The following is a 15,971-nucleotide window of genomic DNA, read 5'->3' as shown; positions in this document are numbered from 1 at the left end:
ACGGTGATCGCTCGGCGGACAGCCGCCCATTGTGCCAGACCAGGGGCGGTGATCAGAAATCGCGCACGCGGTGACAGGCGGGGCTCATGTTGCCGACTCACATCACCTTCTGGAAGACCTTCGTCTCCGCCCGCCGGGTCATGCGCCAGCCGTCGGGCGTGCGCACGAACTCGTCGTCGTACCAGAGCCCGCAGAACAGCGCTCTTTCCTCTTCGCCGTCCTTGGTGCCACCAAGCACCATGGGGTTGAAGCAGATCACCCGCGACGAGGCCGTGTTCCCCTCGATCCGGACCGAGAAGTTGCCGAGCATGTGCGCATACACCGGGAAGTTGGGCAGCACCTCGGCCAGCCACTTCTTCACCTCCGGGTACCGACCCTCGATGCCGCCGAGAGCCGTGTAGTCGATGTAGGCATCGGGCGTGAACACGTTGTCCAGATCGTCGAATCGCCGGTTGTCGATGGCGGTGGAGTAATCCACCAGCAGCTGCTGGATCTCGAGTCGATCCGAGATCTCTTCCAGGCTCAACATGCATCGGACAGTACTGAAGATCCGCCCCGGGCAGGGGCGGAAGTTAGACTTTGCGGCCATGCGCAAGCTCACGGCCCTGGGGCTCAGGGTGGCCGCTACCGTCGTCGCAGTCGGTACCTGCACCGCCACCGTCGCCATGTCCACCGCGTGGGCGGACAGCATGCAGCCGGTCGGCTCGATGCCCATTCCCGACGGTCCGGCGCAGACCTGGATCGTGGCCGACCTGGACAGCGGGCAGGTGTTGGCCGGCCGTGACCAGAACGTGGCCCACCCGCCGGCGAGCACCATCAAGACGCTGTTGGCCCAGGTGGTCCTGGACTCGGTGAGCCTGGACTCGACCGTCGTCGCCGACGTCGCCGACACCCAGGTGGAGTGCAACTGCGTCGGCATCAAGCCGGGCCGCACCTACACCGCGCGCCAACTCCTGGACGGCCTGTTGCTGGTCTCGGGTAACGACGCCGCCAACACGCTGGCGCACATGCTGGGCGGCCCGGACGCCACGGTCGCCAAGATGAACGCCAAGGCGGCCTCGCTGGGCGCCACCAACACGCACGCGGCGACACCGTCCGGGCTGGACGGGCCGGGGGGTTCGGGCGCGTCGACGGCGCACGACCTGGCGGTCATCTTCCGCGCCGCGATGGCCAACCCGGTGTTCGCGCAGATCACCGCCGAGCCGTCGGCGATGTTCCCCGGCGACAACGGCGATCACCCGATCACCAACCAGGACGAGCTGTTGCAGCGCTATCCCGGCGCGATCGGCGGCAAGACCGGCTTCACCAACGCCGCGCGCAAGACCTTCGTCGGGGCCGCCGCCCGCGGGGGCCGCCGGCTGGTGATCGCGATGATGTACGGGCTGATCAAAGAGGGCGGACCGACGTACTGGGATCAGGCGGCGACGTTGTTCGACTGGGGATTCGCGCAAAGCCCGCAGTCGAGCATCGGCTCGCTGTAAGTCATTCAGGAGTCGGCGTCGGGTAGCGCCGCGGTGAGCAGCGCCATCAGGACGGGAATGCGGTGTGCCGCGATTTCTGGTTGCGGCAGAACGCCTTCCACCACCGCGGCCCCGTCGAACACGTTGGTCATCAACGCCACGAACACCGGGAAGGTGTCCTCGGGAAAGCGGTCGGCGCCCGGCAGCGCGCGTGCGGCGTCGTGGATCTTCGCGGCGTACTGCCCCAGCTCGTGTTGCAAAGTCTCCTTGAGCTTTTCGTCGGTGCGGGCGGCCACCAGCAGCTCGTAGATGACGGCGTTGGCCGGGCCGCTGGTGATGTCGCGCAAGATCCCCAGCGCCGCCTCCAGCGCCGGCCGGTCGGCGGGTATCTCGGCGACCCCCTTGGTGAACGACTCCAGCTGGCGGCGCAACACCTCGGACGCGGTCGCGGCCATGAAATCGCCCATGGTGTCGAAGTGCCGGAACAGCGCGCCCACCGACACCCCGGCCCGCTTGGTGATCACCGCGGCGGATGCCCGCGCGTAGCCGACCTCGATGATGGTGGCGATGCACGCGTCGATGAGCCGCCCGACGGTTTCCTCGCGGCGCTGCTGCTGGGTCCTGGCCATGTCAGGCGGTGACGCTCAGCGCGCCGCGTTCCCGACGCGCGCGCTCCCCCGCCCGCAGGTAGCGGCCCGACCGCACGGATTTGCCGTAGCCGTCCCGGAATTCGCCCTTGGAGTGGCTGCCGCCGTAGACCACCACGCCGCCGACCCCGGTGGCGATTACGGCGTCGTCGTTGCGGTTGACCATGCGCCGCAGGCCGCCGTAGAACGGCACCGCCTCCTCGTGGTAGCCGTCGACGGACTCGTCGAGCCCGGCCGGGTCGATCACCACGAAGTCCGCGCGGTCGCCCTGGCGCAGCGTGCCGGCGTCGATGCCGAACCACTCGCCCAGTTCACCGGTGAGCCGGTGTACCGCGTGCTCGATCGACATGAAGGGCGCGCCGGCCCGGTAGGCGTCCCGGGTGCGCTTGAGCATTCGCAGCCCGAAGTTGTAGAAGGCCATGTTGCGCAGGTGCGCCCCGGCGTCCGAAAAGCCCATGTGCACACTGCCTTCGGTGGCCAGCGCGTCCAGCAGCTTGGGCCGATGGTTGGCCACGACGGTGGTCCAGCGGACGTTGCGTTCTCCGTTTTCGACAAGCACGTCCAAAAAGGCGTCGAGCGGGTGCAGCTTGCGCTCGTCGGCGATCTCGCCAAAGCTCCTGCCGATCAACGACTCATCCGGACATTCGACGATGACGGCGTCATGGAAGTCGCGGTGCCACAGCGACGGTCCGAGCTTGATGCGGTCGAACTCGCGGCGGAATTTGCGGCGGTATTCCTTGTCCGCCAGTAACTCGTTGCGCTCCAACTGGTCCCGCAGGTGCAGGGCGGCCGTTCCCGCGCCGAACTCCTCGAAGACCGGCAGGTCGATGCCGTCGGAGTACAACTCGAACGGCACCGGCAGGTGCTGGAATTTCACGCTGGCGCCCAGCAGCCTGTTCAGCAGCCGAGTCCCGGGGCCGAAGACGTAGACCGACAGCGGCATCGACTTGGCGTCGGCGGACACCAGCATGCTCATCCGAACACCCTTGCCCCAGTTCAATATCCGGCTGCTGGCCAGAAAGAAGAGCATTCCGGTTGACGGCTTCGCCACGTTCGGGGCGCTCTGCAGGATTCGGCCGCGCTTGCGCAGCACCTTGATCAGCCTGCGGCGCTCCCGCCACGTCGCGAAGGTGGACGGCAGGGCACGCGAGCGGAAGCGTTCACCGTCGAGTTTGTCGATGGGCGCGTCCATCCCGGACATGCCGAGCACACCGGCGTCGAGCGCCTCGCCCAGCAGGTCGGCCATCTTCTCCAGCTCGGCCTCGGTGGGCCGCACGGCGGCGTCGGTGGCCCGATCCAGCCCGAGCACCGCGGTCCGCAGGTCCGAATGCCCAAGCAGCGAACCGATATTGGGCCCCAGCGGCAGGGCGTCGATCACCTTGATGTACTCCGCGGCCGTCGACCAGGTGCGGTGGGAATCCAGTGCGCCGAACACGTATTCGCGCGGCACCGCCTCCACCCTGCTGAACAGGTCGGCGGCGTCCTGGGAATCGGCGTAGACCGTCGACAACGAGCAGTTGCCCAGCAACACGGTGGTGACGCCGTGGCGCACCGACTCGCGCAGTCCGGGATCCAGCAGCACCTCGGCGTCGTAATGGGTGTGCACGTCGAGGAAGCCGGGCACCACCCATTTGCCGGCCGCGTCGATCACCTCGGGGCAACCGGTCTCATCCAGCCGCTCGGTGCCGACCGTGGCCACCACGCCGTCGCGGATGCCGAGCGTGCGGGTCAGCGGCGCGCTGCCGGTGCCGTCGAACCACAATCCATCGCGAATGATCACGTCGTAGGCCATGGGTTCCTCCGTCGTCGATGGTCGGAACGCTAACATAGATAGCAAGCACTCGCAATCTTTTCTCAGCGAAACTGAAGGAATCGACCCGGCTGTGGGCTCAGTGTGCGCCACCGCGCGGCGCCGCGGGCGCAACCGCGGTGCGCTCGGCGCGGCGGCCCGGGTGCGCGGCCATCATGGGAAAGCCCGCGCGGCGCGCGGCTAGGCGGGTGAGCGAAAGACCTTGCCGCGCAACATGATCAGATCGGGACTCTTCAGCACGGCGGGGCCCGACCGCGGGTCTTGCGCGTAACACAGCAGGTCGGCCGAGGCGCCGTGGTCGAGGCCGGGCCGGCCGAGCCAGCGACGCGCGTCCCAGCACGCGGCGCCCAGCGCCTCGGTCGGGCTCATCCCGATGCTCTTGAGCGCCTCGACCTCGTCGGCGATCCGCCCGGGCGCCACCATGGTGCCCGCGTCGCTGCCGGCGTAGATCGGCACGCCCGCCTCGCGGGCCGCGGCGATCCGGGACAGGCCGCGGGCGTGCAGGTCGCGCATGTGCGCGGCATACGCCGGATACTTCGCGGCGGCCGCGGCGATCCCGGGGAAGTTCTCCACGATGTTGACCAGCGTCGGGACCAGCACGGTGCCGCGGGAGACCATCAGCTCGATCGTCTCGTCGGTCAGGCCGGTGCCGTGCTCGATGCAGTCGATGCCGGCGTTGATCAGCCCGGGCAGCGCGTCCTCACTGAAGACGTGCGCGGTGACGCGGGCGCCATGGGCGTGCGCGGTGTCGATGGCGGCCTTGAGCACGTCGTCGGACCACAGCGGGGCCAGGTCGCCGACGCTGCGGTCGATCCAGTCGCCGACCAGCTTGATCCACCCGTCGCCGCGCTTGGCCTCCTGCGCCACCGCCGCGGGCAGTTGCCATTCGTCTTCCAGCTCGCGCGAGAAGCCCGCCGCGTACCGCTTCGGCCTGGCCAGATGCTTCCCGGCGCGGATGATGCGGGGCAGATCGTCGCGGTCGTCGAGGCTGCGGGTGTCGGTGGGCGAACCGCAGTCCCGCAGCAGCAGCGCGCCGACATCGCGTTCGATCTCGGCCTGGGCGATCGCGTCGTCCAGCGGGATCTCGCCGTGGTCCCCGAGGCCGACGTGGCAGTGGGCGTCGACCAGCCCGGGCACGATCCAGCCGCCGTCGAAAACGGTGTCGGCGCCGGCGACCGGTTCGGCGCTGATGCGGCCGTCGACGATCCACAGGTCGATCGCGGTCTCGTCGGGCAGCCCCACGCCCCGCACGTGCATGCGCACCGGGCGGCTACTTCCGACCGTGACGACCCGCTTCGCGCGGCGCGGCCGCGCTCGCGATCGTCACGACTTGCCCGGGAACTTCAGCTTGGACAGATCGAAGTCGGCCAGACCGGGCGGCAGCTCGTTGAGGCCCTCGGGCATCTGCGACAGATCGGGGAATCCGGCCGGCATGCCCGGCATCCCGGCGGCCAGCGGGTTGCGCGCCTTCGGCGGCGTCGGACCGCGTCCGCCCTTCTTGCCCTTCTTGCCCGCCTTGCCCTTGGCCCCCTTGGACTTTCGCGTCGCCGACTTGCGGCCGATACCGGGGATGCCCATGCCGCCGAGCATGGACGACATCATCTTGCGGGCCTCGAAGAAGCGATCCACCAGCTGGTTGACCTCGGACACCGTGACGCCCGACCCGTTGGCGATGCGCAGCCGCCGCGACGCGTTGATGATCTTCGGATCGGCGCGCTCGGCCGGGGTCATGCCGCGGATGATGGCCTGCAGGCGGTCCAGCTGGCGGTCGTCGACCTGGGCCAGCGCGTCCTTCATCTGCCCGGCGCCGGGCAGCATGCCCAGCAGGTTGCCGATCGGGCCCATCTTGCGGATGGCCAGCATCTGTTCCAGGAAGTCCTCGAGCGTGAGCTCGCCGCTGCCGATCTTGACGGCGGCGGCCTCGGCCTGTTCGGCATCGAAGACCTGCTCGGCCTGCTCGATCAGGCTCAGCACGTCGCCCATGCCCAGGATGCGGCTCGACATCCGGTCGGGGTGGAAGACGTCGAAGTCCTCCAGCTTCTCGCCGGTGGAGGCGAAAAGGATTGGGACGCCGGTCACCTCACGCACCGAGAGCGCGGCACCACCGCGGGCGTCACCGTCGAGCTTGGTCAGCACCACCCCGGTGAAGCCGACGCCCTCGCGGAACGCCTCGGCGGTGGTGACGGCGTCCTGACCGATCATCGCGTCGAGGACGAACAGCACTTCGTCGGGATTGATGGCGTCGCGGATCGCCGCGGCCTGCGCCATCAGCTCGTCGTCGATACCCAGCCGGCCGGCGGTGTCGACGATGACGACGTCGTGGTGCTTGGCCCGCGCCTCGGCGAGCCCCGCGGCCGCGACCGCGACCGGGTCGCCGGGCCCGGATCCGGGCGACTCGCCGGGATGCGGCGCGAACACCGGCACCCCGGCCCGCTCACCGACGACCTGCAGCTGGTTGACGGCGGCCGGGCGCTGCAGGTCGCACGCGACCAGCAGCGGGGTATGCCCCTGCCCGCGCAGCCAGGCGGCCAGCTTGCCGGCCAGCGACGTCTTACCGGAACCCTGCAGACCGGCGAGCATCACCACGGTCGGCGGGGTCTTGGCGAACGCCAGCTGCCGGGTCTGTCCGCCCAGGATGCCGATGAGTTCTTCGTTGACGATCTTGACGACCTGCTGCGCCGGGTTGAGCGCACCGGAGACCTCCGCGCCCTTGGCGCGATCCTTGATCCGGGTGACGAACGCGCGCACCACGGGCAGCGACACGTCGGCTTCCAGCAGCGCCAGCCGAATCTCGCGGGTGGTCGCCTCGATATCGGCGTCGGTCAATCGACCCTTGCCGCGCAGCCCCGCGAGGGCACCGGTCAATCGGTCGGACAGCGATTCAAACACCCCGCCAGCCTAGTGGAGCCCGGTGCGGCGGATTCGTCGCCGCCCGCCGACCGCGACACTGAAACTGTGCACACGACACGCCGGGAATGATGTTCGTGGTTTCAGTCTCGCGGGGACGGCGAGCGGGTTTGAATGGTCGAGTGCTCGAGGTGATCGGCAAAGGGTCCTGCAGCGAAGCGCATCCGGTGCCGCTGCTCTTCGTGCACGGCGGCTGGCATGGCGCCTGGTGCTGGGAACACTTCCTGGACTACTTCGCCGACGCCGGCTACCGCGCGGTCGCCATGAGCCTGCGTGGGCACGGCGCCAGCCCCAGCCCCAAGCCGCTGCCGAAGGTGTCCATGGCCGACTACATCGACGACGTCCGTTCGGTGGCCGACGACCTGGGCGGCGCGCCGATCCTGATCGGCCATTCGCTCGGCGGGTTCGTGGTCCAGCGCTACCTCGAAGACCGAGACGCCCCGGCCGCGGTGCTGGTGGGTTCGGTGCCGCCGCAGGGCGTGCTGACGCTGGCGTTGCGGGTGTGGCGCCGCCGGCCGTCAATGACGATGGAATCGTGGAGCGATCCCACGCTGCTGAAATTCCTCGCCACCCCGGCGCTGGCCCGCGAGTACCTGTTCTGTCCCGACACACCCGAGGACGTCGTCGAAGCCTGCCGGCAACGCGCCGGCGCCGAGAGCGTCCGCGCCGCCATGACCGACCCGATCGTCCGCCGCGTCAGAACCAAGCGGGTGAGAACGCCGATTCTGGTCCTGGGCGCCGAGTACGACGGCTTCGTCAGCGTCCGCGAGGTGCGCAACACTGCGCGCGCCTATGGGACCGAGCCGGAATTCTTTTCCATGGGCCACAACATGATGCTCGAACCGGGCTGGGCCGACGTTGCCGCACGCATCCACGAGTGGCTGCAGACCCGCGAAACGTTGAGCCGGACACGATAGCCAGTCGAGTCGTTACTGCGCCGAAAAGCGTTGGCGTGCTAGATTTCACAGCCGCGACTCAATCGAGTTGGCCACATCGACGAGCAACGAACGGGGGGCCTGTGTCGGTGCCGCTCAGCAGCATCCAGGCGCGGGCCGACGACGATCCCAGCGACACCAGCGGCACCCGCGTGCTGCGTGGCTGGCAGCGCAGGGCGCTGGTCAAGTACCTCGCCGCCCAGCCGCGCGACTTCCTGGCGGTGGCCACCCCGGGCTCGGGCAAGACGACGTTCGCCCTGCGGGTGGCGGCCGAACTGCTGGGCCAGCGCGCCGTCGAGCACGTCACCGTGGTGGTGCCCACCGAGCATCTGAAGATTCAGTGGGCCCAGGCCGCGCAGCGCTACGGCATCGCCCTGGATCCGAAGTTCTCCAACAGCAACCCGCGGATCGCGCCGGAGTTTCACGGCGTGATGGTCACCTACGCCCAGGTCGCCGCGCACCCGACGCTGCACCGGGTACGCACCGAGCAGCGCAGGACCCTGGTCATCTTCGACGAGATCCACCACGGCGGCGACGCCAAGACGTGGGGCGACGCCATCCGCGAGGCCTTCGGCGACGCCACCCGCCGGCTCGCCCTGACGGGGACGCCGTTTCGTAGCGACGACAGCCCCATCCCGTTCGTCACCTACGAGGCCGGGCCCGACGGGATACGGCGGTCGCAGGCCGATCACACCTACGGCTACACCGACGCCCTGGCCGACGGCGTGGTCCGGCCGGTGGTGTTCCTCGCCTACTCCGGGGAGGCGCGGTGGCGCGACAGCGCCGGCGAGGAGCACGCGGCCCGGCTGGGCGAGCCGCTATCCGCCGAGCAGACCGCGCGCGCCTGGCGCACGGCGCTGGACCCCGCCGGCGAATGGATGCCCGCGGTGATCACCGCCGCGGATCTGCGGTTGCGCCAGCTGCGCACGCACGTGCCCGACGCCGGCGGCATGATCATCGCCTCGGATCAGACCGCCGCGCGCGCCTACGCCGCCCTGCTGACCAAGCTGACCGGCGAGGCGCCGACGCTGGTGCTCTCCGACGACCCGGGCTCGTCGGCGCGGATCAGCGAATTCGCCGCGAGCACCAGCCGCTGGCTGGTCGCGGTGCGCATGGTCTCCGAGGGCGTCGACGTGCCGCGGCTGTCGGTCGGGATCTACGCCACCAGCGCCTCGACGCCGCTGTTCTTCGCCCAGGCCATCGGCCGGTTCGTCCGGTCGCGCCGCCCGGGCGAAATCGCCAGCATCTTTGTGCCGTCGGTGCCCAACCTGCTGCAGCTGGCCAGCGAGCTGGAGGCCCAGCGCAATCACGTGCTCGGCGAGCCGCACCGCCCGTCCGAGGGCGACCCGCTCGACGGCGACCCCGCCACCAAGACGCAGGACGAGAAGACCGACCTGGACAAGGGGTTCACCTCGCTGGGCGCCGACGCGGAGCTCGATCAGCTGATCTTCGACGGATCATCGTTCGGCACCGCCGCGCCGGCCGGCAGCGACGAGGAGGCCGACTACCTCGGCATCCCCGGGCTGCTCGACGCCGAGCAGATGCGGGCGCTGCTGCACCAGCGTCAGGACGAACAGCTGCAGAAGCGGGCCCGCCTGCAGAAGGAGGCCGGATCGCCGGCGGCCGTCGAAGCCCCGGCCACGGTGCACGGCCAGCTTCGGGAGCTGCGCCGCGAGCTCAACACCCTCGTCTCGATCGCCCACCACCGGACGGGCAAGCCGCACGGCTGGATTCACAACGAACTGCGGCGCCGCTGCGGGGGTCCCCCGATCGCGGCGGCGAGCCGCGAACAGCTGCGGGCGCGCATCGACGCCGTGCGCCGGCTCAACGCCGAGCACTCGTAACCGTCGACACGGCGGTCGGGTAACACTGAGCTATGCAGGACGTCGTCGAGCACCGCTATGGCCCCGATGACATGCGGTTGGTGACGGCGTCCTTTCGCACGCACCACTTCGTCCCCCACTCGCACAGCGAGTACGCTGTCGCCGCGATCGAGCGTGGCGTGGAGGCCGTCCGCTACCGCGGCGGCACCGAACACGCGCCGGCGGGAAGCCTGCTGCTGCTGGATGCCGACACCATCCACGCCGGACGTCCCGCGGCCGTCGACGGCTGGGATTACCGGGTCTTCTACCTCCCTCCGGCGTTGCTGGAAGAACTCGCCGGGCACCGTCCGACCTTCCCGGTTTCGACACCGCACGACCCACGGCTGGCTGATCGATTGGTCCGGCTGCACCGTCGTCCGAACCAGCAGACACTGGCGGCTCGAGAAGAATTCGAAGCAGTGTGCACCGAGATCCTCACCCGCTACGCGCGGTGCACGATCCCCAGACAACCGCCGCTTGCTGTCGGAAAAGTGCTGCGCCACTTGGCTGCTGACCTGCAGCGCACACCCACCCTCGACGAGCTCGCCACCGTCGCGGGCCTGCCCCGGTTCCAATTGCTGCGCGCCTTTCGCCGCGAAACGGGCGTGACCCCGCACCGGTACCTGCTGCAACTGCGGCTGCGATGCGCCCAACAGTTACTCACCGCAGGGCACGCCGTGGCTTATGCCGCCGCGCAGAGCGGCTTTTACGACCAGGCGCATCTTCATCGCCATTTCCGCCATACCTTCGCGGCCACACCGGGCAGGTTCGCGCGCAACGACGTACAAGACCCGCGACGACGGTCTACCTAGTGTTCTCGGGCGTGGACGATTACCTCAGCCCGGAATTCTCCCGCAGCGCCCTGCTCACCATCGACCTACAGCGCGACTGGGTCACCGACATCGCCGGCACCGCCGAGGTACTACCCGCGGTGCGGCGGCTGACCGCTGCCTTCCGCGACAGCGGGCGCCCGATCGTGCACGTCGTGCGCTTGTACCTACCGGACGGCAGCAACGCCGATCTGTGTCGACGAACCCTGCGAGACAAGGCCGTTGCGGGCTCGCCTGGTTCGCAACTCGCCGACGGCCTCGGGCCCGTCCGGAAATTGGATCCAGACATCTTGCTTGCCGGGGCCACGCAGCAGGTCGGGTCCGACGAGCACATCCTTTACAAGCCGCGTTGGAGCGCCTTTTTCGGGACCCGACTGCTTGAGCACCTACGCGAACGGGGCGTGACCACGGTGGTCGTCGCCGGTTGCAACTATCCGAACTGCCCACGCTCCACACTCGTCGACGCCACCGAACGAGACCTTCGTACCGTCGCGGTGTACGACGCGATCTCGGGCTGGACCACCGACGCGGACCGGGAGATGCCGGGCATGGGTATCGTTTGCCTCACCACCGACTCGGTGATCGCCGCGCTTGCGTGCACGCGCACGTCCGAGTCGCCGATCGCCGATTGACGGGCCTCATTGGCCTCATCCGGCTAGTCGCCGACGGGCTCTTCGAGCACCTCGACGGCGGGGCCGCCCAACACCGCCAGCAGACCCTGCTCGACCGCGTCGCGCGCGCCGTGCTCGGCGTCGCCGGCCGCCGCGGCCGCCTGTTCCGACACCGTCACACAGAAGACGTCGGCCGCCGTCGATCCGAAGGTGTTGACCTTCGCCCACACGATGTCGGTGCCCGCCCGCTCCAGCGCGCGGGTCAGCAGCGCGAGCAGCCCGAGGCGGTCCATCGCGCGGACTTCAACGATCAGCTGATCGGGTGAGCCCGAGTCGATCCACAGGATGCGCGGCGGGGCGCTCGACCGCGTGACGGGCACCCCGACCTGGACCTCGCCGGCCCGGCTGGTCGCCGCGCTGACGGCGTCGCTGTCACGCTTTTCCAAACTGCCCAGCACGTCGACGTCGCCCGCGAGCGCGCCGCTGAACTGCTGGCGCAGCAGGCCCGCTTCCGGCGGCGAACCGAACAGCGGCGACACCACGAATTCGACGATGGCGAAGCCCTCGTGGGTGCTGGCCGAGGCCGAGTGGATGCGCAGCGAGTTCAGCGCCAGCACGGCGGCGGCTTTCGACACCAGCCCCCGCTGATCCGACGCGGCCATCACCACGTCCAGGCGTTCACCGCCGCTGGGCTTGATCTCCACGTGGACGCCGCGATCGGCGGCGAGCGAAAGGTATTGCGGCGCAGCGGGTTCGACCTTCGGAAGCGGCTCGCCGGCCATCACCAGCCGGCAGCGCCGCACCAGGTCCTCGATCAGCGACGCCTTCCAGTCGCTCCACACCCCCGGACCGGTGGCCTTCGAGTCCGCCTCGGTCAGCGCGTGTAGGACCTCGAGCAACAGCGCGTCACCGCTGAGCGCTTTCACTACGCGCTCAATGGTTTTGGGGTCATTGAGGTCGCTGCGGGTGGCCACCACCGGCAACAGCAGGTGGTGGCGCACCAGCTGGGCGAGCAGATCGACCTCGACCGGTGCCATGCCCAGCCTCGGTCCGATCTCGAGGGCCAGGCCCGCCCCGAGCACGCTGTGGTCGACGCCGCGGCCCTTGCCGATGTCGTGCAGCAGCGCGCCGAGCGCGAGCAGGTCGGGTCGCGCCACCCGGGTGGACAGCGGTGCGGCGTTGACGGCCGTCTCGATGACGTGGCGGTCCACCGTCCATTTGTGCGCGACGTCGCGGGGCGGCAGGTCGCGGATGGCGTCCCATTCCGGCAGCAGCCGCCCCCACAGCCCGGTGCGGTCGAGGGCCTCGATCGTCGCCACCGTGGTCGGCCCGGCGGACAGCACAACCAGCAAGTCGTCCAATGCCTCTCGCGGCCAGGGCACCGGCATCTCCGGCGCGCTGGCGGCCAGGCGGCTCAGCGTGGCGGCGCCGATCGGCAGCCCGGTGTCGGCCGAGGCCGCCGCCACCCGCAACACCAGACCCACGTCGGTATCCGGGCGTGCGTCGCGGGCCAGCACGATCTCCCCGGCGTATTCGACGACGCCCTCGTCCAGCGGGCGGCGCTTGGGCCGCCGCACCAGCGCCGTCACCCCGCGGCGCGGCAGCGCGTTCTCCGCGGTCCGGATGCCCGTCTCAGCGTGGTAGGCGATGGTGCGCCCGGCGTCGGATAGCTTGCGCGCCAAGTCGAATCGATCACCGATGTGCAGGGCGGCGCTGATCTCGTCGGCGTATTGAGCCTGCAGCTGATCGCGTCCGCGTCCCGAGACCCGGTGCAACTCGGTGCGCACGTCGAGCAGCGTCAGGTGGGCGTCGTCGAGTGAGCCCCCGGGCGACTCCGGACGGGCCATGCCGTGGCGGTCGATCAGTTGCGCCACGCCCAGCGCGTCGAGCAGTTGCACGTCGCGAAGTCCGCCGCGGCCCGATTTCAGGTCCGGCTCGGCCCGCTGTGCGATGCGGCCACACCGTTCCCAGCGGGCCTGCGTCATCTCGACGAGCTCGTTCATCCGGGAGCGAATTGCGCTGCGCCACTGCCGTCGTGCCCCGGCGATCAGTTCGTCGGACAGTCGCGCGTCACCGGCGATGTGGCGGGCGTCGAGCATGCCCAGCGCGGCGATCATGTCGGCGTTGGCGACGCCGAGGGCACCGGAGACGGTCCGCACACTGTGGTCGAGCCGAACGTTGGCGTCCCACAGCGGATACCACAACTTGTCGGCGACCTTGCCCAGCACGTCGTCGGAGAAGTTGTCGTGCAACAGCATCAGGTCGAGATCGGAATACGGCAACAACTCGTGGCGGCCCAATCCGCCGATCCCGACGATCGCGAAGCCGCTGTCGTCGCCGATCCCGATCTCGGCCGCCTTGGCCATCAACCACGATTCGTGCAGATCCAGCCAGGCGTGCCGCAGCTCGGCGGCGTGCAGCTTGCTGCCCTCAGACAACAGTTGGCGCCGCGCGGCAGCCAGATCGACTGCCGCGCAGGCGCTTTCTGTCCCGGCTGGGTGCCCGGACGAGTCGGGGTAGTTCGGGGTCATGCCCTCCCGGCCCGCCCGGGTCGAATCAGCAAGTGACAGCGGACGTCATAGCGCATCGGTTCCGCGCTCGCCGGTACGCACCCGCACAATGGTTTCCACGGGGCTCACCCACACTTTGCCGTCACCGATCTTGCCGGTGCGCGCGGCCCGGACGATGCTGTCCACGACCTTGTCGACGATGGAGTCGTCGACGACGACCTCGATGCGCACCTTGGGCACGAAGTCGACCGAGTATTCGGCGCCCCGGTAGACCTCGGTGTGACCCTTCTGCCGTCCGTAGCCCTGGATTTCGCTGACCGTCATGCCCAGGACACCCGCGTCCTCCAGGCTGGTCTTCACGTCATCGAGCGTGAACGGCTTTACGATCGCGGTGATCAGCTTCATGACTGCTCTGCCTCCACTTTGTCGCTCACTCGCTCCTCCTCCAGGCCGTTGCGGGTATCCGCCACAGCGACCCGGGGCGGCAGAACCGAACCGGTAGCCACGGCGAAATCGTAACCACTCTCGGCGTGCTCGGCCTCGTCGATGCCCGTGGCTTCCGCCTCTGGGTTGAGACGAAGCCCGATGGTGTACTTCAGGATCAACGCCAGGATCAGCGTAACCACCCCAGAGTAGATGAGAACACTGAACGCGCCGACTGCTTGCCGCTCGAGCTGAGCCCAGCCGCCGCCGTAGAACAATCCCTTGGATACGCCGGTGACGCCGTTGATGGCCGGGGACTCCGGTGCGGCGAGCAGCCCCACCAGCAGCGTGCCGGCCAGACCGCCGATCAGATGCACCCCGACCACGTCGAGCGAGTCGTCGAAGCCGAGCTTGAATTTCAGGCCGACGGCCAGCGCGCACAGCACGCCGGCGACCAGGCCGACCACCAGGGCGCCCAGCACGTTGACCGACGAGCAGGACGGCGTGATGGCGACCAGGCCCGCGACGATGCCCGACGCCGCGCCCAGCGTCGTCGCCTTGCCGTCGCGGATGCGTTCGGTGAGCATCCAGCCCAGCATCGCGGTGGCCGTCGCGACCGTCGTCGTCATGAAGGTCGACCCGGCGACACCGTTGGAGGTGGTGGCCGATCCGGCGTTGAACCCGTACCACCCGAACCACAGCAACCCGGCGCCGAGCATCACGAACGGCAGGTTGTGCGGCCGGAACAGCGTGGTGGGCCAACCGCGGCGCTTGCCCAGCACGATCGCCAGCATCAGGCCCGCCACACCGGAATTGATGTGGACCGCCGTCCCGCCGGCGAAGTCGATCGCGTGCAGCTTGTTGGCGATCCAGCCACCCTTCTCGGAGGCGAAGCCGTCGAACGCGAAAACCCAATGGGCGACCGGGAAGTAGACGAACGTAGCCCACAGACCGGCGAACACCAGCCAGGCGCCGAACTTCAGCCGGTCGGACACGGCGCCGGAGATCAGGGCGACGGTGATGATCGCGAACATCAGCTGGAAGGCCACGAACACCGTGGCGGGTAGGGTGCCCGCCAGCGGAATGTCGGTGGCCGCAACACCTTTGCTGGGATCGGCGGCCACCGCGTTGACACCGATGAGGCCCTTGAGGCCCCAGAACGAGGTCGGCTTGCCTACGACGCCGCCGGCGTCATCGCCGAACGCGATCGAATAGCCGTAGAGCACCCACAGCACGGTGACCACGCCCATCGCGCTGATGCTCATCATGAGCATGTTCAGCACGCTTCGGGCGCGCACCATACCGCCGTAGAAGAACGCCAGACCCGGCGTCATCAACAGCACCAGCGCGGAACTGGCCAACATCCAGGCGGTATCGCCGGTATTGGGCTGGCCCAGTATCGGGTATGTCACTCGCAATCTCCTCCGGTCGGCCCACGATTGGCCGCCAGACACACGTCTGATGACCTGACCAGAAGATTGCGCAATCGTTGTTTCGGCGATGGTGCGGCAGTGTTTCGGTGGGATTAACGTCCCGCTCGCCGTGTAAGGGGTTTCAGCCGAGCAGCGCGTCGACGAAAGCCGCCGGTTCGAACGGCGCCAGATCGTCGGGACCCTCCCCCAGCCCGACCAGTTTCACCGGCACGCCGAGTTCCTGCTGAACCCGAAAGACGATGCCCCCCTTGGCCGTGCCGTCCAGCTTGGTCAGCACGGCGCCGGTGATCTCGACCACCTCGGCGAACACCCGCGCCTGGGCCAGTCCGTTCTGCCCGATGGTGGCGTCGAGCACCAGCAACACCTCGTCGACCGCGGCCCGCCGTGTTACGACCCGCTTAACTTTGTCGAGCTCGTCCATCAGTCCGACCTTGGTGTGCAGCCGTCCCGCCGTGTCGATGAGCACCACGTCCGCGCCCGCGGCGATGCCCTTGTCGACGGCGTCGAAGGCCACCGAGGCCGGGTCGGCGCCCTCGGCCCCGC

General features: G+C 69.1%; 13 protein-coding genes and 1 pseudogene. 5 read left to right on the top strand and 9 right to left on the bottom strand.

Translation table 11 applies throughout. The features are described 5' to 3' along the window. Nucleotides 1-97: 97 nt before the first annotated feature. Entirely contained in the window at nt 98-529 is a 432-nt protein-coding gene (locus A5659_RS09065; RefSeq protein WP_066870163.1) for a nuclear transport factor 2 family protein, read from the bottom strand. Between the two features lie 58 nt (nt 530-587). Between A5659_RS09065 and A5659_RS09060 the strand changes: the two genes are divergently transcribed. Beyond that, complete coding sequence (locus A5659_RS09060; RefSeq protein WP_067180539.1) at nt 588-1,481, top strand: D-alanyl-D-alanine carboxypeptidase family protein; 894 nt, start codon at nt 588-590, stop codon at nt 1,479-1,481. A 5-nt stretch (nt 1,482-1,486) separates the two neighbouring features. On the opposite strand, the gene A5659_RS09055 is transcribed toward A5659_RS09060, so the two are convergent. The 4 genes from A5659_RS09055 to ffh form a co-directional block, all read right to left on the bottom strand. Further along, nucleotides 1,487-2,089, bottom strand: coding sequence for a TetR/AcrR family transcriptional regulator (locus A5659_RS09055; protein ID WP_067180500.1), 603 nt, complete (start codon nt 2,087-2,089; stop codon nt 1,487-1,489). 1 nt (nt 2,090) lies between these two features. Further along, nucleotides 2,091-3,935, bottom strand: coding sequence for an amidohydrolase family protein (locus tag A5659_RS09050; RefSeq protein WP_067180498.1), 1,845 nt, complete (start codon nt 3,933-3,935; stop codon nt 2,091-2,093). A 162-nt stretch (nt 3,936-4,097) separates the two neighbouring features. Then, complete coding sequence (locus A5659_RS09045) at nt 4,098-5,174, bottom strand: amidohydrolase family protein (protein ID WP_156748931.1); 1,077 nt, start codon at nt 5,172-5,174, stop codon at nt 4,098-4,100. Nucleotides 5,175-5,240: 66 nt separating this feature from the next. Then, nucleotides 5,241-6,806, bottom strand: coding sequence for a signal recognition particle protein (gene ffh / locus A5659_RS09040; protein WP_066880740.1), 1,566 nt, complete (start codon nt 6,804-6,806; stop codon nt 5,241-5,243). A gap of 140 nt (nt 6,807-6,946) precedes the next feature. Between ffh and A5659_RS09035 the strand changes: the two genes are divergently transcribed. From A5659_RS09035 to A5659_RS09020, 4 genes are all read left to right on the top strand, one after another. After that, the gene (locus tag A5659_RS09035; RefSeq protein ID WP_067019634.1) at nt 6,947-7,741 is read left to right on the top strand and encodes an alpha/beta hydrolase; all 795 of its coding nucleotides are present in this window, start codon (nt 6,947-6,949) and stop codon (nt 7,739-7,741) included. A gap of 101 nt (nt 7,742-7,842) precedes the next feature. Then, nucleotides 7,843-9,603 carry a DEAD/DEAH box helicase gene (locus A5659_RS09030; protein WP_066870138.1) on the top strand — a complete coding sequence of 587 codons (1,761 nt, stop codon included), beginning with the start codon at nt 7,843-7,845 and terminating at the stop codon, nt 9,601-9,603. Between the two features lie 32 nt (nt 9,604-9,635). Next, entirely contained in the window at nt 9,636-10,433 is a 798-nt protein-coding gene (locus tag A5659_RS09025) for an AraC family transcriptional regulator (protein WP_067180495.1), read from the top strand. An 11-nt stretch (nt 10,434-10,444) separates the two neighbouring features. Next, nucleotides 10,445-11,083, top strand: a complete 639-nt coding sequence (locus A5659_RS09020) for a cysteine hydrolase family protein (RefSeq protein ID WP_067180536.1) — start codon at nt 10,445-10,447, stop codon at nt 11,081-11,083. A gap of 23 nt (nt 11,084-11,106) precedes the next feature. Here the strand turns inward: A5659_RS09020 and A5659_RS09015 are convergent, their stop codons facing one another. The 4 genes and pseudogenes from A5659_RS09015 to A5659_RS09000 form a co-directional block, all read right to left on the bottom strand. After that, complete coding sequence (locus tag A5659_RS09015; RefSeq protein ID WP_067180492.1) at nt 11,107-13,593, bottom strand: [protein-PII] uridylyltransferase; 2,487 nt, start codon at nt 13,591-13,593, stop codon at nt 11,107-11,109. Between the two features lie 45 nt (nt 13,594-13,638). Further along, nucleotides 13,639-13,977, bottom strand: coding sequence for a nitrogen regulatory protein P-II (gene glnB, locus A5659_RS09010; RefSeq protein ID WP_003878721.1), 339 nt, complete (start codon nt 13,975-13,977; stop codon nt 13,639-13,641). Beyond that, nucleotides 13,974-15,359, bottom strand: a complete 1,386-nt coding sequence (locus A5659_RS09005; protein WP_066870360.1) for an ammonium transporter — start codon at nt 15,357-15,359, stop codon at nt 13,974-13,976. Before A5659_RS09005 ends, glnB begins: the two co-directional genes overlap by 4 nt. A 190-nt stretch (nt 15,360-15,549) precedes the next feature. Next, nucleotides 15,550-15,971, bottom strand: a pseudogene (locus A5659_RS09000) (signal recognition particle-docking protein FtsY); the annotation flags it as partial.

Origin of the sequence: Mycobacterium sp. 1165196.3 (assembly GCF_001673415.1) — a bacterium.
GTDB lineage: Bacteria > Actinomycetota > Actinomycetes > Mycobacteriales > Mycobacteriaceae > Mycobacterium > Mycobacterium europaeum_A.
The sequence above is the reverse complement of the archived record's forward strand: the minus strand, read 5'-3'. Positions and strand labels throughout refer to the sequence as shown.